This window comes from Streptomyces sp. NPDC050617, from assembly GCF_040654795.1.
GTDB lineage: Bacteria > Actinomycetota > Actinomycetes > Streptomycetales > Streptomycetaceae > Streptomyces.
This window is the reverse complement of record NZ_JBFAIS010000011.1, coordinates 163,101-182,827: the sequence shown is the minus strand read 5'-3', so window position 1 is coordinate 182,827 and position 19,727 is coordinate 163,101. Positions and strand designations below refer to the sequence as shown.

Annotated in this window: 16 protein-coding genes; 11 read left to right on the top strand and 5 right to left on the bottom strand. The window is 71.3% G+C overall.

What is annotated here, in order from left to right:
• Nucleotides 1-20: 20 nt before the first annotated feature.
• On the bottom strand, nt 21-2,285 hold the full coding sequence (locus AB0I49_RS17495; protein ID WP_363227822.1) for a (Fe-S)-binding protein: 2,265 nt from the start codon (nt 2,283-2,285) through the stop codon (nt 21-23).
• Nucleotides 2,286-2,649: 364 nt separating this feature from the next.
• On the opposite strand from AB0I49_RS17495, the gene dnaK reads away from it, so the two are divergent.
• From dnaK to AB0I49_RS17475, 4 genes are read left to right on the top strand one after another with little or no spacing between them, the layout of a single operon-like run.
• Nucleotides 2,650-4,509: a molecular chaperone DnaK gene (gene dnaK / locus AB0I49_RS17490; RefSeq protein ID WP_363227821.1), complete on the top strand. Its 1,860-nt coding sequence runs from the start codon at nt 2,650-2,652 to the stop codon at nt 4,507-4,509.
• On the top strand, nt 4,506-5,177 hold the full coding sequence (grpE, locus tag AB0I49_RS17485) for a nucleotide exchange factor GrpE (RefSeq protein ID WP_363227820.1): 672 nt from the start codon (nt 4,506-4,508) through the stop codon (nt 5,175-5,177). Before dnaK ends, grpE begins: the two co-directional genes overlap by 4 nt.
• 42 nt (nt 5,178-5,219) lie before the next feature.
• Nucleotides 5,220-6,410, top strand: a complete 1,191-nt coding sequence (gene dnaJ, locus AB0I49_RS17480; protein ID WP_363227819.1) for a molecular chaperone DnaJ — start codon at nt 5,220-5,222, stop codon at nt 6,408-6,410.
• Nucleotide 6,411: 1 nt separating this feature from the next.
• Nucleotides 6,412-6,879, top strand: coding sequence for a helix-turn-helix domain-containing protein (locus AB0I49_RS17475; RefSeq protein ID WP_363128322.1), 468 nt, complete (start codon nt 6,412-6,414; stop codon nt 6,877-6,879).
• Between the two features lie 75 nt (nt 6,880-6,954).
• Here AB0I49_RS17475 and AB0I49_RS17470 read toward each other — a convergent pair whose 3' ends face one another.
• Nucleotides 6,955-7,359 (bottom strand): TIGR03618 family F420-dependent PPOX class oxidoreductase, encoded by a 405-nt coding sequence (locus tag AB0I49_RS17470; protein WP_363227818.1) that lies wholly within the window; start codon nt 7,357-7,359, stop codon nt 6,955-6,957.
• Nucleotides 7,360-7,383: 24 nt separating this feature from the next.
• The gene (locus AB0I49_RS17465; RefSeq protein ID WP_363227817.1) at nt 7,384-7,965 is read right to left on the bottom strand and encodes a Uma2 family endonuclease; all 582 of its coding nucleotides are present in this window, start codon (nt 7,963-7,965) and stop codon (nt 7,384-7,386) included.
• A gap of 205 nt (nt 7,966-8,170) precedes the next feature.
• Here AB0I49_RS17465 and clpB point away from each other — a divergent pair, with 205 nt between their 5' ends.
• Together clpB and AB0I49_RS17455 are read left to right on the top strand one after the other, a co-directional pair.
• Nucleotides 8,171-10,813: an ATP-dependent chaperone ClpB gene (gene clpB / locus AB0I49_RS17460; protein WP_363227816.1), complete on the top strand. Its 2,643-nt coding sequence runs from the start codon at nt 8,171-8,173 to the stop codon at nt 10,811-10,813.
• Between the two features lie 140 nt (nt 10,814-10,953).
• Nucleotides 10,954-11,490, top strand: coding sequence for a YbjN domain-containing protein (locus tag AB0I49_RS17455; protein ID WP_363227815.1), 537 nt, complete (start codon nt 10,954-10,956; stop codon nt 11,488-11,490).
• 34 nt (nt 11,491-11,524) lie between these two features.
• On the opposite strand, the gene AB0I49_RS17450 is transcribed toward AB0I49_RS17455, so the two are convergent.
• Entirely contained in the window at nt 11,525-12,730 is a 1,206-nt protein-coding gene (locus tag AB0I49_RS17450) for a hypothetical protein (RefSeq protein ID WP_363227814.1), read from the bottom strand.
• Nucleotides 12,731-13,158: 428 nt separating this feature from the next.
• Here AB0I49_RS17450 and AB0I49_RS17445 point away from each other — a divergent pair, with 428 nt between their 5' ends.
• The 4 genes from AB0I49_RS17445 to AB0I49_RS17430 all read left to right on the top strand — a co-directional run bounded on the left by AB0I49_RS17445 (nt 13,159) and on the right by AB0I49_RS17430 (nt 17,882).
• On the top strand, nt 13,159-14,295 hold the full coding sequence (locus AB0I49_RS17445) for an aminotransferase class I/II-fold pyridoxal phosphate-dependent enzyme (protein ID WP_363227898.1): 1,137 nt from the start codon (nt 13,159-13,161) through the stop codon (nt 14,293-14,295).
• A gap of 757 nt (nt 14,296-15,052) precedes the next feature.
• Nucleotides 15,053-15,571: a DUF2617 family protein gene (locus tag AB0I49_RS17440; RefSeq protein ID WP_363227813.1), complete on the top strand. Its 519-nt coding sequence runs from the start codon at nt 15,053-15,055 to the stop codon at nt 15,569-15,571.
• Nucleotides 15,572-15,734: 163 nt separating this feature from the next.
• Nucleotides 15,735-17,360 carry a polyamine aminopropyltransferase gene (locus tag AB0I49_RS17435; RefSeq protein ID WP_363227812.1) on the top strand — a complete coding sequence of 542 codons (1,626 nt, stop codon included), beginning with the start codon at nt 15,735-15,737 and terminating at the stop codon, nt 17,358-17,360.
• A 255-nt stretch (nt 17,361-17,615) separates the two neighbouring features.
• Nucleotides 17,616-17,882, top strand: coding sequence for a chaplin (locus AB0I49_RS17430; protein WP_363227811.1), 267 nt, complete (start codon nt 17,616-17,618; stop codon nt 17,880-17,882).
• 90 nt (nt 17,883-17,972) lie between these two features.
• Here the strand turns inward: AB0I49_RS17430 and AB0I49_RS17425 are convergent, their stop codons facing one another.
• Nucleotides 17,973-18,953, bottom strand: coding sequence for an AraC family transcriptional regulator (locus AB0I49_RS17425; protein ID WP_363227810.1), 981 nt, complete (start codon nt 18,951-18,953; stop codon nt 17,973-17,975).
• A 110-nt stretch (nt 18,954-19,063) separates the two neighbouring features.
• Here AB0I49_RS17425 and AB0I49_RS17420 point away from each other — a divergent pair, with 110 nt between their 5' ends.
• The gene (locus AB0I49_RS17420; protein WP_363227809.1) at nt 19,064-19,684 is read left to right on the top strand and encodes a DsbA family protein; all 621 of its coding nucleotides are present in this window, start codon (nt 19,064-19,066) and stop codon (nt 19,682-19,684) included.
• Nucleotides 19,685-19,727: the final 43 nt, after the last annotated feature.

Below are 19,727 nucleotides of genomic sequence, written 5' to 3'. Positions count from 1 at the left end.
CGTACCGCCCGCGCTCCGCCCTACTTCACCGGCTCCGGCTCCGGCTCGTCCGCCTTCTCCGGTTCGCCCGCCGGGTCCGCCGGGGTCTTGACCGACTCCAACAGCAGCTGGGCGACGTCGACGACCTGGATGGACTCCTTGGCCTTGCCGTCGTTCTTCTTGCCGTTGACGGAGTCGGTGAGCATGACGAGGCAGAAGGGGCAGGCGGTGGAGACGATGTCCGGGTTGAGGGAGAGGGCCTCGTCTACGCGTTCGTTGTTGACGCGCTTGCCGATGCGCTCCTCCATCCACATGCGCGCGCCGCCCGCGCCGCAGCAGAAGCCGCGTTCCTTGTGGCGGTGCATTTCCTCGTTGCGCAGGCCCGGCACCTTGGCGATGATCTCGCGCGGCGGCGTGTAGACCTTGTTGTGGCGGCCGAGGTAGCACGGGTCGTGGTACGTGATCAGGCCCTCGACCGGCGTCACCGGGACCAGCTTGCCCTCGTCCACGAGGTGCTGAAGCAGCTGGGTGTGGTGGATGACCTCGTACTCGCCGCCGAGCTGCGGGTACTCGTTGGCGATCGTGTTGAAGCAGTGCGGGCAGGTCGCGACGATCTTCTTCTTGGACTTCTCGACCTTCACGCCTTCCTCGGCGTCCTCGCCGAAGGCCATGTTCAGCATTTCCACGTTCTGCTGACCGAGCTGCTGGAAGAGGAACTCGTTGCCCAGCCGGCGCGCCGAGTCGCCGGTGCACGCCTCGTCGCCGCCCATGATGGCGAAGCTGACGCCCGCCATGTGGAGCAGTTCGGCGAACGCCTTCGTCGTCTTCTTGGCGCGGTCCTCCAGGGCGCCCGCGCAGCCGACCCAGTAGAGGTAGTCGACCTCGGTGAGGTCCTCGACGTCCTTGCCGACGACCGGGATGTCGAAATCGACCTCCTTGGTCCACGCCAGCCGCTGCTTCTTGGCGAGGCCCCAGGGGTTGCCCTTCTTCTCCAGGTTCTTGAGCATCGTGCCCGCCTCGCTGGGGAAGCTGGACTCGATCATCACCTGGTAGCGGCGCATGTCGACGATGTGGTCGATGTGCTCGATGTCGACCGGGCACTGTTCCACGCACGCCCCGCACGTGGTGCAGGACCACAGCACGTCGGGGTCGATGACGCCGTTCTCCTCCAGCGTGCCGATCAGGGGGCGCTCGGCCTCGGCGAGGGCCGCCGCGGGCACGTCCGCGAGCTGTTCCGCGCTCGCCTTCTCGTTCCCCTCCTCGTCCTTGCCGCCGCCCGCCAGCAGGTACGGGGCCTTGGCGTGGGAGTGGTCCCGGAGCGCCATGATCAGGAGCTTGGGGGAGAGCGGCTTGCCGGTGTTCCAGGCGGGGCACTGCGACTGGCAGCGGCCGCACTCGGTGCAGGTGGAGAAGTCGAGGATGCCCTTCCAGGAGAAGTGCTCGACCTGGGAGACGCCGAACTGGGCGTTCTCGTCGGGGTCCTCGAAGTCGATCGGCACGCCGTCGCTGACCATCGGCTGGAGCGCGCCGAGCGCGACGTCGCCGTCCGCCTCGCGCTTGAACCAGATGTTGGGGAAGGCGAGGAAGCGGTGCCAGGCCACGCCCATGTCGGTCTTGAGCGCGACCGTGATCATCCAGATGAAGGACGTCGCGATCTTGATCATCGCGAAGAGGTACGTGAGGTTCTGCAGCGCTCCGAGGCTCATCCCCTTGAAGGCGGCGACCAGCGGGTACGTGGCGAAGAAGGAGGCTTCGTAGCCGTCCACGTGGTGCTGGGCGCCCTCCAGGGCGTGCAGCGTCAGGATGCAGACGCCGACGATGAGGATGACCGCCTCGACGAAGTACGCCTGGCCGAAGTTGGAGCCCGCGAAGCGGGACTTGCGGCCGGCGCCGCCGGGGCGGCTCAGCTGCCGGATGACGATCAGGGTCAGGATGCCGAGCGTCGTCATCAGGCCGAGGAACTCGACGAAGACGTTGTACGGGGCCCAGTCGCCGATCACCGGCAGGATCCAGTCGGCCTTGAAGAGCTGGCCGATGGCGTTGACGATCGTCAGGAGCAGCGAGAAGAAGCCCACCGCGACGAACCAGTGCGCCACGCCGACGACGCCCCAGCGGTTCATGCGGGTGTGGCCGAGGAATTCCTTGGCCACGGTGATGGTGCGCTGCTTGGGATCGTCGGTCCGGGAACCGGCGGGTACGGGCCGGCCGAGCCTCACGAAGCGGTAGATCTGCGCGATGGCACGGCCGAACAGCGCGACGCCCACCACGATGAGGACCAGCGACACGATGATCGCGGCGAGTTGCATGGGATGGCTCCTCGGGCCTGCGAGAGCGGGGACTACTGGATAGCGGGGACTACGGGGGAGCACCGGGGGCTGCCGGTGACTACTGGGATTACTAAGCAGTAACTTTTTGGGTCTGCGCTGAGGTTACCCAGTATCAGCGGCACCATGAAGCCGCCCGGCCGGTGATCTGTGTCGCCCAGTGGACCCTTCCTGGGGCTTCCCGGCCCTCCGCCCGGTGCCCGAAGGGCACTTGGGGCCGTTTCCCGCCGTCGCTGACTATAAGGCCCGTATAAAAGTTGAGCGAGCCAGACTCAGGTCTGTTGACAGGTTTGAATCGGTGTTGCACTCTTGAGCCTGTTCCACTCAAGTCAGCTGGAGGATCGAAATGGCACGTGCGGTCGGCATCGACCTGGGTACGACGAACTCCGTCGTCAGTGTTCTCGAAGGCGGTGAGCCCACCGTCATCACCAACGCCGAGGGCGCCAGGACCACGCCGTCCGTCGTCGCCTTCGCCAAGAACGGCGAGGTGCTCGTCGGCGAGGTCGCCAAGCGCCAGGCTGTCACCAACGTCGACAGGACCATCCGGTCGGTCAAGCGCCACATGGGCACCGACTGGAAGATCAACATCGACGGCAAGGACTTCAACCCGCAGCAGATGAGCGCCTTCATCCTGCAGAAGTTGAAGCGCGACGCCGAGGCGTACCTCGGCGAGAAGGTCGTCGACGCGGTCATCACCGTCCCGGCGTACTTCAACGACTCCGAGCGCCAGGCCACCAAGGAGGCCGGCGAGATCGCGGGCCTCAACGTCCTGCGTATTGTCAACGAGCCGACCGCGGCCGCCCTCGCCTACGGGCTGGAGAAGGACGACCAGACCATTCTGGTCTTCGACCTCGGCGGCGGCACCTTCGACGTCTCGCTCCTTGAGATCGGCGACGGCGTGGTGGAGGTCAAGGCCACCAACGGCGACAACCACCTCGGTGGCGACGACTGGGACCAGCGCGTCGTGGACTACCTGGTCAAGCAGTTCCAGAACGGTCACGGCGTCGACCTGTCCAAGGACAAGATGGCCCTCCAGCGCCTCCGCGAGGCCGCTGAGAAGGCGAAGATCGAGCTGTCCTCGTCCACCGAGACGACGATCAACCTCCCGTACATCACGGCGTCCGCCGAGGGCCCGCTGCACCTGGACGAGAAGCTCACGCGCTCGCAGTTCCAGCAGCTGACCGCGGACCTGCTGGAGCGCTGCAAGACGCCGTTCCACAACGTCATCAAGGACGCCGGCATCTCGCTGTCCGAGATCGACCACGTCGTCCTCGTCGGCGGCTCGACCCGCATGCCCGCCGTCGCGGAGCTCGTCAAGGAGCTGACCGGCGGCCAGGACGCCAACAAGGGCGTCAACCCGGACGAGGTCGTCGCCATCGGCGCGGCCCTCCAGGCCGGTGTCCTCAAGGGCGAGGTCAAGGACGTCCTGCTGCTCGATGTCACCCCGCTGTCGCTGGGCATCGAGACCAAGGGCGGCATCATGACCAAGCTCATCGAGCGCAACACCACGATCCCGACCAAGCGGTCCGAGATCTTCACGACGGCCGAGGACAACCAGCCGTCCGTGCAGATCCAGGTCTACCAGGGCGAGCGCGAGATCGCGGCGTACAACAAGAAGCTCGGGATGTTCGAGCTCACCGGTCTGCCGCCGGCCCCCCGCGGCGTCCCGCAGGTCGAGGTCACCTTCGACATCGACGCCAACGGCATCATGCACGTGGCCGCGAAGGACCTCGGCACGGGCAAGGAGCAGCGGATGACCGTCACCGGCGGCTCCTCGCTGCCGAAGGACGAGGTCGACCGCATGCGCCAGGAGGCCGAGCAGTACGCGGAGGAGGACCACAAGCGCCGCGAGGCCGCCGAGACCCGCAACCAGGGCGAGCAGCTCGTCTACCAGACGGAGAAGTTCCTCAAGGACAACGAGGACAAGGTCCCGGGCGACGTCAAGACCGAGGTCGAGACCGCCGTGGCCGACCTGAAGGAGAAGCTCAAGGGCGAGGACTCGGCCGCGATCCGCGAGTCGACCGAGAAGGTCGCCGCGGTCAGCCAGAAGCTGGGCCAGGCGATGTACGCGGGCGCCCAGGAGGCCGGTGCGGCCGGCGCCGAGGGCGCTGCCCCCGGCGGCGAGCAGCAGGCCAAGGCCGAGGACGATGTCGTGGACGCCGAGATCGTCGACGACGAGAAGCCCAAGAAGGACGGTGCGGCGTGACGGAGGAGACCCCGGGCTTCGAGGAGAAGCCCGACGTCCCCCCCGACGCCGCAGCCCCTGACGACGCGGCGCAGGGCGCCGGGCCCGCCGACAAGGCGGACCCGGCGGCCCCGGCCGGGGACGCACAGCAGGACATCGCTCTGACCGCACAGCTGGACCAGGCCCGTACGGCGCTCAACGAGCGCACCTCGGACCTCCAGCGGCTGCAGGCGGAGTACCAGAACTACCGTCGCCGCGTGGAGCGGGACCGGGCCGCCGTCAAGGAGATCGCCACGGCGAACCTCCTGGCCGAGCTCCTTCCCGTGCTCGACGACATCGGCCGGGCCCGTGACCACGGCGAGCTGGTCGGCGGCTTCAAGTCCGTCGCCGAGTCGCTGGAGACGGTGGCGGCCAAGATGGGGCTGCAGCAGTTCGGCAAGGAGGGCGAGCCCTTCGACCCGCTGGTGCACGAGGCCCTGATGCACAGTTACGCGCCCGATGTCACCGAGACCACGTGCGTGTCGATCCTCCAGCCCGGGTACCGGATCGGGGAGCGTACGATCCGCCCGGCCCGGGTCGCGGTCGCCGAACCGCAGCCCGGCGCGCAGGCCAAATCCGACGAGGCCGGGGCGGGCGCGGCCGACGCGGATGGCGCTGATGAGGAGAGCGGTGGCCCGAAAGAGGGCTGACGTGCGGCAAGAGGACAGCGGCCGGGAGGAGGGACGTCGGGGATGAGCACGAAGGACTTCGTCGAGAAGGACTATTACAAGGTCCTCGGCGTCCCGAAGGACGCCACCGAAGCGGAGATCAAGAAGGCGTACCGGAAGCTCGCCCGCGAGTACCACCCGGACGCCAACAAGGGCGACGCCAAGGCGGAGGACCGCTTCAAGGAGATCTCCGAGGCGAACGACGTCCTGGCGGACCCCAAGCGCCGCAAGGAGTACGACGAGGCGCGCACCCTCTTCGGCAACGGCGGCTTCCGGGCCGGGCCCGGCGGCCAGGGCGGTGGCGGATCGTTCAACTTCGACCTGGGCGACCTCTTCGGGGGCGCCCAGGGCGGGCCGCAGGGCGGCGGGGCCGGCGGCTTCGGCGGCGGCCTCGGGGACGTGTTCGGCGGCCTCTTCAACCGCGGCGCCGGTACGGGCACGCGCACCCAGCCGCGCCGCGGCCAGGACATCGAGTCCGAGGTGACGCTCAGCTTCACCGAGGCGGTGGACGGGGCCACGGTCCCGCTGCGGATGTCGTCGTCCGCGGCGTGCAAGGCGTGCGCCGGCACGGGCGACAAGAACGGCACCCCGCGCGTCTGCCCGACGTGCGTGGGCACCGGCCAGGTCTCCCGCGGCACGGGCGGCGGCTTCTCGCTCACCGACCCGTGCCCGGACTGCAAGGGGCGCGGGCTGATCCCCGAGAACCCCTGCGACGTCTGCAAGGGCAGCGGCCGCGCCACGTCCTCGCGCACGATGCAGGTCCGCATCCCCGCGGGCGTCTCGGACGGGCAGCGCATCCGGCTGCGCGGCAAGGGCGCGCCGGGCGAGCGCGGCGGTCCGAACGGCGATCTGTATGTCGTCGTGCACGTCGACGAGCACCCCGTCTTCGGGCGCAAGGGCGACAACCTCACCGTCACGGTGCCGGTCACCTTCCCGGAGGCGGCGCTCGGCGGCGAGGTGAAGGTCCCCACCCTGGGGGGCCCCGCCGTCACCCTGAAGATCCCGGCGGGCACGCCCAACGGCCGTACGATGCGCGCCCGCGGCAAGGGCGCGGTGCGCAAGGACGGCACCCGCGGGGACCTGCTGGTCACCGTGGAGGTCACCGTGCCGCAGCACCTTGACGACAAGGCGCGGGACACGCTGGAGTCCTATCGCGAGGCGACCGCGGGCGAGGACCCGCGGGCAGAGCTGTTCCAGGCCGCGAAGGGAGCTTGAGATGGACGGCCGAGGCGGGCGCAGCCGGCGCACTCCTATGTCGAATCCTTATCAGTTGACCGAAGAGTCGCCGGTGTACGTGATCTCGGTGGCGGCGCAGCTGTCCGGTCTGCATCCGCAGACGCTCCGCCAGTACGACCGGCTCGGTCTGGTCTCCCCGGACCGTACGCCAGGCCGGGGGCGGCGCTACTCGGCGCGCGACATCGAGCTGCTGCGCACGGTGCAGCAGCTGAGCCAGGACGAGGGCATCAACCTGGCGGGCATCAAGCGGATCATCGAGCTGGAGAACCAGGTGGCCGCGCTCCAGGCGCGCGTCGCCGAACTCTCGCAGGCGGTGGACGGCGCCGCCGCGGCGATGCGGCAGCGCGAGGCGCAGGTGCACGCCTCGTACCGGCGCGACCTGGTCCCGTACCAGGACGTGCAGCAGACCAGCGCGCTCGTGGTCTGGCGGCCGAAGCGGCCGGAGTGACGTGCCGATGCCAAGCCGATGACGAAGGGGCCGAGGAGAATCTCCCCGGCCCCTTCGTCGTACGCGCGGGTGGGCTCAGACCCGCCCCAGCGCCCTGGTCACGGTGATCTCGATGACGACCCGCTCGGGGTTGGGCGCGGGCGTACGGCCGTACCGCTCACTGTGCCGCGCGACGGCGTCCGCGACCCGCTCCGCCTCCGTACGCACCACCGCCACCCCCTCCAGCGTCGCCCACCGCTTCCCCTCGAACTGACACACCGCGACCATGGCCCCGTCCGGGCCCGCCGCCCGCACATGGGCCGCCTTGGCGCTGCCCCCGCGCGTGATGATCCGCGCGAGCCCGGCCTCGTGGTCGTACGTCACGCACACGGGCACCACGTGCGGCCCGCCGTCCGGGCGGGGCGTGGTGAGGGTGCAGACATGGCGTTCCCGCCAGAAATCGAGGTACTCGGGGGCGGGGTCGCGAAGGTCGTGGGCCATGGGGGAAGGGTATGCCGATGCCCGTCAGAGGAATTCGGACGTGTCCAGATCGAAGGAGAACGGCGCGGGGAGGGGGACGGGCTTGCCGAAGGGGACCAGGTGGGTCTCGGTGTAGTCGCCGTCCTTGGGCTCGCTGAAGAGGACGGTCGTGGCCTTCTCGCGGTCTACGAGCAGGTAGAGCGGGATGCCGGCGCGGGCGTAGGAGAGGCGCTTGGTCTTTCGGTCCCCGTTCGGTTTGGTGGAGGTGACCTCTGCGACCATGGCGACGCCGTCGCTGGGCATCCAGGAGGGCGCGCCCCGGAAGAGCCGCAACTCGCGAGGGGCGAAAGTGATATCGGGGATGACATGGTCCTTGGGGGAGGTCCCCCAGATGGCCAACTCCAGGCCCTTGTTGCCGGACGACTGCATCTTGGTCTTCGAGAGTTCGTAGACCTGCGAGAGGATCATGTCGATAGCGTCTTCATGGTCTCCGTCCGGAGCTGGGGACACGAAGATCCTCCCGTCGATGAGCTCGGCTCGGAACCCTTGAGGGGGCTCCAGGGCGAGGAAGTAGTCCAGGAGGATCTCGTCATCGGTGGGCATCGGCGCGTGTGCCATAGCCGTCATGCTGCACCCCCTTGTCAGTGATGGCCAGCATCGCCCGCGGCCAGCGGTGGCGAGGGGATCATCCGACCGGTTCACTCGTAAGGGAAGCGTGGATCTGTTCGGACGGTGCCCGATTTCGAGGTTGAGTGGAATAGACTCAACTTACTGCATGCTGTAGTAGGCAGGACGGTATGCGTGAGCCGAGCACGAGGAGGAGTACGCCGACGTGGAAGCCGAGCTGACGAACAAGAGCCGGGAGGCGCTGAGCGCCGCGAATGACCGGGCCGTGTCCGCGGGGCATGCGGATATGACGCCGGCGCATCTGCTCATCGCGCTTCTGACGGGCCAGGAGAACGAGAACATCCTGGATCTGCTGGCCGCCGTCGAGGCCGACGCCGTGGTGCTGCGGACCGGGGCCGACCGGCAGCTGGCCGCGCTGCCGAGCGTGCAGGGCTCCACCGTCGCGCCGCCGCAGCCCAACCGGGACCTGCTGGCCGCCATCGCCGACGCCTCGCAGCGGGCGAAGGAGCTGGGCGACGCGTACATCTCCACCGAGCACCTGCTCATCGGGCTGGCCGCCAAGGGCGGGCAGGCCGGGGAGCTGCTGGACCAGCAAGGGGCATCCGCCAAGAAGCTGCTGGACGCGTTCGAGACCGCGAGGGGCGGGCAGCGGGTGACCAATCCGGACCCGGAGGGCACGTACAAGGCGCTGGAGAAGTTCGGCACGGACTTCACGGCCGCCGCGCGCGAGGGGAAGCTGGACCCGGTCATCGGCCGGGACCAGGAGATCCGCCGCGTCGTGCAGGTGCTCTCCCGGCGCACCAAGAACAACCCCGTCCTCATCGGCGAGCCCGGCGTCGGCAAGACCGCCGTCGTCGAGGGGCTGGCGCAGCGGATAGTGAAGGGCGACGTCCCCGAGTCGCTGAAGAACAAGCGGCTCGTCTCGCTGGACCTCGGCGCGATGGTCGCGGGCGCCAAGTACCGCGGCGAGTTCGAGGAGCGGCTCAAGACCGTACTCGCGGAGATCAAGTCCAGCGACGGCCAGATCATCACCTTCATCGACGAGCTGCACACCGTCGTCGGCGCGGGCGCCGGCGGCGACTCCGCCATGGACGCGGGCAACATGCTCAAGCCCATGCTGGCCCGCGGCGAGCTGCGGATGGTCGGCGCGACCACCCTGGACGAGTACCGCGAGCGGATCGAGAAGGACCCCGCCCTGGAGCGCCGCTTCCAGCAGGTGCTGGTCGCCGAGCCCAGCGTCGAGGACTCCATCGCCATCCTGCGCGGCCTCAAGGGCCGCTACGAGGCGCACCACAAGGTGCAGATCGCCGACTCCGCCCTGGTCGCCGCAGCCACCCTCTCCGACCGCTACATCACCTCCCGCTTCCTCCCCGACAAGGCCATCGACCTCGTCGACGAGGCCGCGTCCCGGCTCCGCATGGAGATCGACTCCTCGCCCGTGGAGATCGACGAGCTCCAGCGCTCCGTGGACCGGCTCAAGATGGAGGAGCTGGCCCTCAAGTCCGAGTCCGACCCCGCCTCCAAGCAGCGCCTGGAGAAGCTCCGCCGCGACCTCGCCGACAAGGAGGAGGAGCTGCGCGGCCTCACCGCCCGCTGGGAGAAGGAGAAGCAGTCCCTCAACCGGGTCGGCGAGCTGAAGGAGAAGCTGGACGAGCTGCGCGGCCAGGCCGAGCGCGCCCAGCGCGACGGCGACTTCGACGCCGCCTCCAAGCTGCTCTACGGCGAGATCCCGGGCCTTGAGCGCGAGCTGGAGGAGGCCGCGGCCGCCGAGGCCGAGCAGGAGGCCGCTGCCTCCGGCAAGGACTCGATGGTCAAGGACGAGGTCGGCCCCGACGACATCGCCGACGTCGTCGCCTCCTGGACCGGCATCCCGGCCGGCCGCCTGCTGGAGGGCGAGACGCAGAAGCTGCTGCGCATGGAGGACGAGCTCGGCAAGCGCCTCATCGGCCAGACCGAGGCCGTACGGGCCGTGTCCGACGCCGTCCGCCGCACCCGCGCGGGCATCGCCGACCCCGACCGGCCCACCGGCTCCTTCCTCTTCCTCGGCCCCACCGGCGTCGGCAAGACCGAGCTGGCCAAGGCGCTCGCCGACTTCCTTTTCGACGACGAACGGGCCATGGTCCGCATCGACATGAGCGAGTACAGCGAGAAGCACAGCGTCGCCCGGCTGGTCGGCGCCCCGCCCGGCTACGTCGGGTACGAGGAGGGCGGCCAGCTCACCGAGGCCGTGCGCCGGCGCCCGTACAGCGTCGTGCTCCTGGACGAGGTGGAGAAGGCCCACCACGAGGTCTTCGACATCCTGCTCCAGGTCCTCGACGACGGGCGGCTCACGGACGGCCAGGGACGGACCGTCGACTTCCGCAACACCATCCTCATCCTGACCTCCAACCTCGGCTCGATGTTCCTGGTCGACCCGCTGCTCAAGGAGGACCAGAAGAAGGAGAAGGTGCTGGAGACCGTACGGGCCTCCTTCCGGCCCGAGTTCCTGAACCGCCTCGACGACCTCGTCGTCTTCCACGCGCTCGGCACCGACCAGCTCCAGCGGATCGCCCGCATCCAGATCGACCACCTCCAGCGCCGCCTCGCCGACCGCCGGCTCACCCTGGAGGTCACGGACGCCGCGCTGACCTGGCTGGCCACCCTCGGCCACGACCCGGACGACGCCGACGCCGCCGTCGATCTCACCTACGGCGCCCGCCCGCTGCGCCGCCTCGTGCAGACCGCCATCGGCGACCAGCTGGCCCGCGCCATCCTCGCCGGGGACGTACGGGACGGGGACACGGTCCGGGTGGACCGGGAGCCCGGCTCGGACGGCCTCACGGTCACCTCGGCCGCGACGGTGGCCTGAGCGGCCGGCGCCCCAGCGGCCCCCGCCTGAGCCGCCGCGGCCGGAACGGTCCCTTCCATAACCACCTGCCCCGCCCGGGCTTGCCAGGACGGGGCGGGTGTGGGAGAGGATGTCGGCAACCGTACGAAGGGAAAACCACGGTGAGCATCGACCCGTCCTCGATTCCGAATTTCGGGGGCCAGCCCGAACCCCAGGAGGAGGGTCCGGCAGGCCCCGTAATCCCCGACCAGGACCTGGTCAAGCAGCTCCTCGAACAGATGGAGCTGAAGTACGTCGTCGACGACGAGGGTGACCTCGCCGCGCCGTGGGAGCAGTTCCGCACGTACTTCATGTTCCGCGGCGAGGAGGAGCAGCAGGTCTTCTCCGTGCGCACCTTCTATGACCGGGCGCACGCCATCGAGGAGAAGCCCAAGCTCCTCGAAGCGATCGACGACTGGAACCGCCGCACCCTGTGGCCGAAGGTCTACACGCACACCAACGACGACGGCAGCGTCCGCCTCATCGGCGAGGCGCAGATGCTGATCGGCGTGGGCGTCTCCCTGGAGCACTTCGTGTCCTCCACGGTCAGCTGGGTGCGCGCCTCGATCGAGTTCGACAAGTGGCTCGTCGAGCAGCTCGGCCTGGAGGCCGAGATCGACGGCGACGGCGAGGCGAAGCCCGGCGACGAGGAGTCCTGAGCGAACCCCGTTCCGGGCCGTACGAGCCGAGCGGCTACATCGGCATGGGGGCGATCAGCAGCAGATACGCCCCGTAGCCGAACGAGAGCCCGGCCAGCGCACCCGCCGTCACGACGGCGGTGCGCGGCCGGGCTCTCGCCATCGCCAGCGCCGCCGGGAGCAGCAGCGGAAACGCGGGCAGCAGGAAGCGCGGCTTCGACGCGAAGTACTTCGAGCCGCCCAGCGCGATGACGACCAGCACCAGCGTGTAGACGAACACCGGCAGCGGCGGCCGGTCGAGGGCGAGGAAGACCAGCGCCAGCAGCGCCACGACGATCACCGCGAACGTCACGTAGTAGCCGAGCCGGCTCAGGCCGATCACCAGATGGCGGATGAACATCAGCGCGTCATAGCCGAAGTCGAAGCGCGAGCCCCAGCCGCGCTGCACCTCGAAGTAGCCGAGCGGGCCGCCCTGCCGGGCGCCGACCCAGGCCACGTACCCGAGCCAGCCGACCGGCGAGAGCGCCGCCCCCGTCCACACCCGCCAGTTCCGGCGGGCGCGGCGGTCCCGCCACAGCAGGGCCGCCGCCGCGCAGCAGACCGCCGCCGCCACCGCGATGCCGTTGGGGCGGCAGACGCCCGCGAGCAGGGCGAGGCCCCCGGCCCACACCCAGCGGCCGGTCAGCACCGCGTACAGCGACCAGGCGGCGAGCGCCGTCATCAGCGGCTCGGTGTACGCCATCGTCTCGATGACCGCGTGCGGCAGCAGCCCCCACAGCAGGACGAGCAGCGTCCCGACCCGGCGTCCGTGCAGCCGCTCGCCGACCGCGTACAGCCCCCAGGCCGCGGCCGCCGACGAGACCCAGGCGACCAGCAGCCCCGCGTTGACCAGCCCGATCGGCAGGACGCTCGCCACGCCGCGCATCAGGCCGGGGAAGAGCGGGAAGAACGCCATGTCGCTGAAGTGCTGCCCCGCCCAGCCCGCGGTCGGGTGGACCGAGTCGTACCCGTTCCGGGCGATGCCGGTGTACCAGGTGCCGTCCCAGGCCAGCCCGAGCGTGGTCCGCGGGTGCCGGCCGACCCGCCAGGCCCAGACCGCCATCGTCAGCATCCCGGTCAGCCGCACCGCGGCGTACAGGCCGAGCGCCGGGGCCGCCCGGCGCAGCGCGTCGCGGACGCGCTCCCCCCTGCGGGACGCTCCCGCGCCGTCGGCCGGCTGCGGTTCCGGGGCTCGTACGGGCATGGCGGTGTCGGCGGACACGGCTCACCTCCGGTGCGGGGGCGGTTGCGAGTACGGGCCGGCGTCCATGGCGGCCGGGCCCGGCACCCCGACTCTGCGGGCCCGCCACCGGGTACGCGACCGCTGTCGGCCGTCCGTAGGGCCCGTGCACCCGCTCGGACGCGGGGGCCGCGTGGCGGCGTGACAACGGGGGCGGCTTGTGGTGCGCGACCGGGCCCGGACCGTACGGACGCGATCCCGGCCCCCGGTCCGTACGCGGCCCCCGGCCGCCGTCCGCGCCCGCCTATCGTGAGGGCAGCAGCGCTCGGCGGGCCGGGCTCCGGATGCCGGGCGGGACAGGACTGGGGAACGACTCGGGAAAGCGGGACCGTATGGACATGAGGGGGCAGGCCGGCGCGCGCGGCGCGGTGGGCTCGGAGCGGTGGGGCCCGGCGGAGCGGGTGCGGGCCATGGGCACGTCGGTCTTCACGGAGATGACGGAACTCGCCCGCGCCACGGGCGCGATCAACCTGGGGCAGGGCGTGCCCGAGCTGGAGAGCCCCGGCGCGCTGCTGGAGGACGTGGCGCGGGCGGTGCTCGCCGGCAGCAACCAGTACCCGCCGGCCGTCGGTGCGCCGGCGCTGCGCGAGGCCGTCGCGGCGCACCAGCTGCGCCGGTACGGGCTCGACTACCGGGCGGGGGGCGAGGTGCTCGTCACCACCGGCGCCACCGAGGCGCTCGCCGCCGCGCTGCTCGCGCTCTGCGACCCCGGCGACGAGGTCATCGCCTTCGACCCCTGCTACGACGCGTACGCGGCGGACGCCCGGCTGGCCGGCGCCCGGCTCGTCGGCGTGCCGCTGGCCCCCGACGGGGACGGCTTCGTCCTCGACGCCGACGCCCTGCGCGCCGCCGTGACGCCGCGCACCCGCGTACTGGTGCTGAACAGCCCGCACAACCCGACGGGCAAGGTGTTCACGGCGGCCGAGCTGGAGGCCGTCGCCGAGGTGTGCCGCGAGCACGACCTGATCGCCGTCACGGACGAGGTGTACGAGCACCTCGTGTACGACGACGGCGCCCGCCACCTGCCCCTCGCCGCGTTGCCCGGCATGCGGGAGCGGACCCTCGCGATCTCCTCCGCGGGCAAGACCTTCAACGTCACCGGCTGGAAGATCGGCTGGGTCTGCGGCCCGGCCCGCCTCGTCGGCGCGGTCGGCGCGGCGAAGCAATTCCTCACGTACGCCTCGGGCACCCCCTACCAGGAGGCGCTGGCGCGGGCGCTCGGCTCGGTGGAGGAGTGGGCGGCCGGGCTGCGCGCCACGCTGCGGCGCCACCGCGACCTGCTCGCCGAGGGCCTGGCGCAGGCGGGGCTGCGCCCGTTCCGCGCGGACGCGGGGTACTTCGTGCAGGCGGACGTACGGCCGTGGGGCCACGGGGACGGGGTGCGCTTCTGCCGCGAACTCCCGAAGCGGGCCGGGGTCGTGGCGATCCCGACCGCCGCCTTCTACGTGACCGAGGGCGCCCCGTCCCATCTGGTGCGCTTCTCCTTCTGCAAGCGCGAGGACAGCCTGCGCACGGCCGTGAAGCAGCTGGTCGCCGCCGCTCCCTGACGCCCTGTCATGGTCGGCTGCCGGGAACCTCTGGTCTTGCTCAACTCTGCTTTGCCGTAAGGCGCTTACGGGCAAAACCCCCGCAGGCACGGAGCGGGGGGGGCCTCGCTTCGAAGCGGGAGGGAGTGAGGCACTGATGGCGATCTTCATTGCGGCTCTGATCGCGATCGCCGGTCTGACGCTGGTCGGGGTGCTCGCCGGCCGCACCCGGTCGGCCGGCGGGAAGTCGGCGCGCCGCCGTACGTACAGCGGGGGGACCGCGAGCGGGGGCGGCAGCTGGTGGGCCGGGGACGGCGGGGGGTCGGACGGCGGTCACCACTCATGCGGTGGCGGCGGTCACCACTCGTGCGGCGGGGGCGGGCACTCCTCTTGTGGCGGGGGAGGCGGTTGCGGAAGCAGCTGACACGGGGCAGCCGATTCCGCGGACCGCGGCGGCGCCTTCCGGCCCCCTGCCGGTGCCGAAGGCGACGGCCCGGCCGTCAACGCGCCCGGCGGACCCAAAGTCCGCCGGGCGCTTTGGTGTTGAACGTTTGAGCTGGGCAGCCCTCGGGGGGATGGAAACCCGGCGAAGATGGGTAAAAGCGCTGTGGGCGCCGTGCATTTCATGATTCCCTCTTGATGAGAGTACAAGTCCTCGGAATCACAGTCCTCGGACCCCACGGACCCCACGTGGGCACGAGCCGGCGTACTCGAACACCCTGGTCCTCCTCCGGGGCGGGCCGGCCCACCTTCCACTGCGTGCTTGCGGAGCCGACCCATGCTCACCTCCCTCACCACCCCCTATACCGATACCCGTGCCGCCGACCTCGCGTGGTGCCTGGGCAAGGACCCCCTGCCATCCCTGGCCGACCTCGACCTCCAACTCGACGGCGCGACCGTGCAGTTGCGCCTGCTCGGCGCCTCCCATCAGGTGCTTCTCGACGGAGCGGAGGGAAGCTGCTCGGAGACCGTGGCCTGTCTGCCCGGCAGCAGCACCCCCCTGCCGCTGGGCGTCGCGAAGCGCGTCGGCGACTGGGAGTACGAATTCGCGGCGCGCGTCGAGACGCTGTCGCGCGGCTCCTTCGCGGGGCGCGCGCAGGAGCTGCTGGCGCTGGTCGCCGACCATCCGCACGGCCTCGCCGGCACCTTCCCCGGCAGCCCGCACGCCTTCACCGCGATGCTCGCCCAGCGCCACGAAGGCCAGGTCAGCTGGCGTACGTGGCACGCGTACCCGCAGGAGGGGCGGCTCGTCGCGACGCGAACGAGAGTGGCGGTGCGGCTGGCCGTGCCGAGGTGAGCGCGGCGCGGCCCGCGTACGGGGCGCTCCGCGGCGGCGCGGGTGCGCCGGTACCCGCCCGGCGGCGCCCGAACCTCGAACGCCCCACGAATACCCCTGAATCGCCCCTAGTGAACCCTTGTGGGTGACAGGGGGTGCAGGGGTGGTGACGTAGCGTTCCGTCATGAACTACCCCATGAGTCCGGGCCGGTCGTCCGTGCCGCCCGGACTCGGCCGCTTCGCCGTCCTGACCACGGCGTTCATCTGTGCCGCCTGCGGACTGGTGTACGAGCTGGAACTCGTCGCCCTCTCCTCCTACTTGCTCGGCGACTCGGTCACCCTGGCCTCCGTCGTACTCTCCGTGATGGTCTTCGCCATGGGCGTCGGCTCGCTGCTCGCCAAGCGGTTACGGCCGCGGGCCGCCGTCTCCTTCGGCGCCCTGGAAGCCGCCCTCGCCGTGACCGGCGGCGGCTCGGCGATAGCCCTCTACGCGTGCTACGCCTGGCTGGGCCAGGCGCGCCTCGCCCTCGTCGGCTGCTGCCTCGCCATCGGCGTGCTCATCGGCGCCGAGGTGCCGCTGCTCATGACGCTCATCCAGCGCGTCCGCAGCCAGGACCCCGGCGGCGCGGTCGCCGACCTCTTCGCCGCCGACTACGTGGGCGCGCTCGTCGGCGGGCTGGTCTTCCCCTTCCTGCTGCTGCCGATGCTGGGGCAGCTGTCCGGCGCGCTGCTGACCGGCGGCATCAACGCGGTGGCGGGCGGCGCGCTGGTGCTGTGGGTCTTCCACCACGACCTGAGCGCGCGCCAACGCCGGCTGCTCATCGGCGTCAACGTCCTAGCCCTCGCGGTCCTCGCCGCCGGCGCCGCGCTCACCGCCCCCTTCGAGCGGGCCGCGCGGCAGGCGCTGTACGGGCCCGAGGTGCGGATCGCCCTCCGTACGGGCGTGCAGGAGGTCGTCGTCACGGGCGGCGCCGGGCGGCGCGGCACACCGCCGTCCCTGTACCTCGACGGCCGGCTCGGCTTCGACGGGCGCGACGAGGCCCGCTATCACGAGGCGCTCGTGCACCCCGCGATGGCCGGGCCGCACCGCAGGGTGCTGGTGCTCGGCGGCGGGGACGGGCTCGCCCTGCGCGAGGCCGAGCGGTACCCCGGCGTGCGGTCCATCACCGTCGTCGAACTCGACCCGGGGCTGCTGCGGTTGGCCCGTACGGACCCCGGCCTGGCGCGGCTCAACCGCGACGCCTACCGCGACGGCCGGGTGCGGGACGTCGCCGCCGACGCCTTCGAGTGGCTGCGGAGGCGGGAGGTGGCGGCTGTGCGGCGCGGCCGGGAGGCGGGCGGTCACGTCGGTCACGGCGGTGGCGGCGTTGTCGATGGTGCTGACGGTGGTGGCGACGGCCGCTTCGATGTGGTGCTCGCCGACCTGCCGGACCCCGCCGTCACGGCCGGCACGAAGCTCTACTCGCGGGAGTTCTACGGGCTCGTCCGCCGCGTCCTCGCCCCCGGCGGCCGGCTCGCGGTGCACGCAGGGACGCTGGGCGGCGGCCGGCGCCACACCTTCTGGACGGCCGACGCCACCGTACGGGCGGCGGGCCTGGACACCACGGCGTACGCGGTCGAGGGCCGGGGCTTCCTGCTCGCCGCGCGGACGCCCGTACCGCTTCGACTGCCCGCCGTGAGACCGCCGTTGCGCTCGCTCACCCCGCAGTCGCTGCGGGTCGCCGGGCGCGCGGCGGAGCGGGAGCGGTACGGGCGCGGGGCGGCGCAACCGCTGCCCTCGACCCTGCTGCGGCCGCGCTACGCGAGCTGACGGCGCGCGGGCCGGGCGGCCGGTCCGGCTGCCGGGCGACGCTTCGATTGATCTGGTCCGCTGATCTTTTTGACGCATAGTCAGGTGAGCTGATGTGCAGAGTAGTCAGGTGAACTGATGTACAGAGGTCACCCGTTTGCGTGCGCGTCGATCCGCCGCGCCCGTACAGAAAGTTGGTCGTATCGGGTTTCGCCGGTTCTCCGGCCGGAGAACGGCTCTCCTTCTCCCCGTACGGCTACGTAAGGAATCAGTGTCATGTCGCGTATCGCCAAGGCCGCTGTCCTGACCATCGCCGCGGCCGCCGCCATGGTGGGCACCGCGGGCGGGGCCTCGGCCCACGACCACCACCAGTACCGCCACGACGGCGCCTGGGCCACGGGCGCGGCCATCGGTTCGCCCGGCGTGCTCTCCGGCAACCTGGTGCAGATCCCGGTCCACGTGCCGCTCAACGTCTGCGGCAACAGCATCGACGTCGTCGGCCTCCTCAACCCGGCCTTCGGCAACACCTGCGTCAACGGCTGACGACGCCGGCAACGCCCTGCCGGCAGCGCGCGTCCCGCACTCCGCGGCGCTCACCGCTCCTCGCGGTGGGCGCCGTTCGCGTGCGCGCCGTCAGCCGGTGTTCCGCGCGTGGGGCGGAGGCTCGGGGGACGGGGGCTTGAGGGAGGCGCGGAACGCGCCGGGGGACAGGCCCGTGCGGTGCGTGAAGAACTTGGAGAAGTTGGCGGCGTCGTCGAAGCCGAGGCGGTCGGCGATACGGGCGGCGGGCAGTTCGCTGTGGGCGAGGAGCCGCTTGGCCTCCAGGACCACCCGGCAGTCGATGAACTCCTTGGCGCCCACCCCGGCCGCCGCGAGGGAGGCGCGGGAGAGGGTGCGCGGGGAGTAGCCGAGGGCGCGCGCGTAGTCGGCGACGCGGTGGCTGGTCGCGAACTCCCGCTCCACGGCGGCCCGGAACCGCTCGAACGTCTCGCTGGGCGCGGGGACGCTGCTGCCCACCGGGGCCGTCAGATGCGCGAGACGCAGGACGAGCACGGTGAACAGGTGCCGCAGGACGTCCGTGTGCACCTCGGCGGGCAGCCCGCGGCCGCAGCCGAACTCGGCGGCCAGGTGGTCCACGGCGCGGTTCACCGCCGCGAGGTCCGGGCCGACGGGCTGCCACAGGACGGGGCGGAAGGGGTCCTCCGCCTTGGCCGCGGCGGCGGTGCCGGGCGGCAGGAAGCCGGGCTGGGCGAGGACGACGTAGCCGTCGACGGTGTCGGTGCCGCTGTCTGTGCCGTTGTCTGTGCCGTTGTCTGTGCTGCTCGCCTCGTCGAAGCTCTGTACCTGGCCGGGGCGCACCCACAGGACGGAGCCCGGTACGAGCGCGTAGCCGGTGAAGTCCACGGTGTGCGCGGCCGAACCGGAGCGCACGACGAGGAGCTGGTGGAAATCGAGCCGCTGGGGACGGCGCAGCAGCCCTTCGGGGGCGCGGGAGCGCAGCTCGGCGAAGGTCATGACCTCCAGGCCCGCGGGGGTGCCGGGCGGGGCCTGATAGGCCAGCTCGACGATGTCGGCGTCCTGGGCCCCGGAGAGGTCGTGTCGCTTTTTTACCATGGCTGGTCGCAAGCGTACCTGGCTGGCTAGCCGCGCCCCTCGTAGCTTGGTCGTAACGGACAAGGAAAGTCCGGGAAAACGACCGGAAGACGACCGGAAGAGAGGAAGCCATGGAGCGCGCGAAGCTCACCTACGCCTTCGACGCCTACTGCGGCTGGTGTTACGGGTTCGGCCCCGTCATCCGCGAATTCGCCGCGGCCAACGCCGAACGGATCGAGCTGCGCGTACTCAGCGGCGGGCTCTTCACCGGGCCGCGGGCGCAGCCGGTGTCCGCGTATCCGTACATCCCCGAGGCGGACGCGCGGATAGCCGAACTGACCGGCGCGGTGTTCGGCGACGGCTACGCCGAGGCGTTCGCCCGCGGCACCGCCGTGCTGGACTCCGCCGACGCCGCCACCGCGCTCGCCGCGCTGCGGCAGCAGGCGCCCGAGCGGACACTGGAGATCGCGGGGGCTCTGCAGGCCGCCTGGTACCGCGACGGGCGACCGCTGTCCGAGCCGGAGACCGTGGCCGGCGTCGCCACCGCCCTCGGCCTTGACGCCGGGGCGGCGTCCGCCGCCTACGCGGACCCGGCGACGCGGCGGGCGGTCGAGGAGGAGTTCCGGCAGGTCCGCCGGCTCGGCGTCGAGGGCTTCCCGACGCTGCTGCTGCACACCCCCGGCGGGGTGCGGCGGATCGGCGGGCCGATGTCCTCCGCGCAGGACCTCACCCGCGCCCTCGACCAGCACTGACGCCGTTCGCCCGGAGGGCGGGCGCACGACGGCACCATCACCG

What these genes read in the sequence shown, in the direction of transcription:
- AB0I49_RS17495 (WP_363227822.1), bottom strand. Translation starts at nt 2,285, where the DNA reads ATGCAACTCGCCGCGATCATCGTGTCGCTGGTCCTCATCGTGGTGGGC.
- dnaK (WP_363227821.1), top strand. Translation starts at nt 2,650, where the DNA reads ATGGCACGTGCGGTCGGCATCGACCTGGGTACGACGAACTCCGTCGTC.
- dnaJ (WP_363227819.1), top strand. Translation starts at nt 5,220, where the DNA reads ATGAGCACGAAGGACTTCGTCGAGAAGGACTATTACAAGGTCCTCGGC.
- AB0I49_RS17475 (WP_363128322.1), top strand. Translation starts at nt 6,412, where the DNA reads ATGGACGGCCGAGGCGGGCGCAGCCGGCGCACTCCTATGTCGAATCCT.
- AB0I49_RS17470 (WP_363227818.1), bottom strand. Translation starts at nt 7,359, where the DNA reads ATGGCCCACGACCTTCGCGACCCCGCCCCCGAGTACCTCGATTTCTGG.
- AB0I49_RS17465 (WP_363227817.1), bottom strand. Translation starts at nt 7,965, where the DNA reads ATGACGGCTATGGCACACGCGCCGATGCCCACCGATGACGAGATCCTC.
- AB0I49_RS17445 (WP_363227898.1), top strand. Translation starts at nt 13,159, where the DNA reads ATGGGCACGTCGGTCTTCACGGAGATGACGGAACTCGCCCGCGCCACG.
- AB0I49_RS17440 (WP_363227813.1), top strand. Translation starts at nt 15,053, where the DNA reads ATGCTCACCTCCCTCACCACCCCCTATACCGATACCCGTGCCGCCGAC.
- AB0I49_RS17435 (WP_363227812.1), top strand. Translation starts at nt 15,735, where the DNA reads ATGAACTACCCCATGAGTCCGGGCCGGTCGTCCGTGCCGCCCGGACTC.
- AB0I49_RS17430 (WP_363227811.1), top strand. Translation starts at nt 17,616, where the DNA reads ATGTCGCGTATCGCCAAGGCCGCTGTCCTGACCATCGCCGCGGCCGCC.
- AB0I49_RS17425 (WP_363227810.1), bottom strand. Translation starts at nt 18,953, where the DNA reads ATGGTAAAAAAGCGACACGACCTCTCCGGGGCCCAGGACGCCGACATC.
- AB0I49_RS17420 (WP_363227809.1), top strand. Translation starts at nt 19,064, where the DNA reads ATGGAGCGCGCGAAGCTCACCTACGCCTTCGACGCCTACTGCGGCTGG.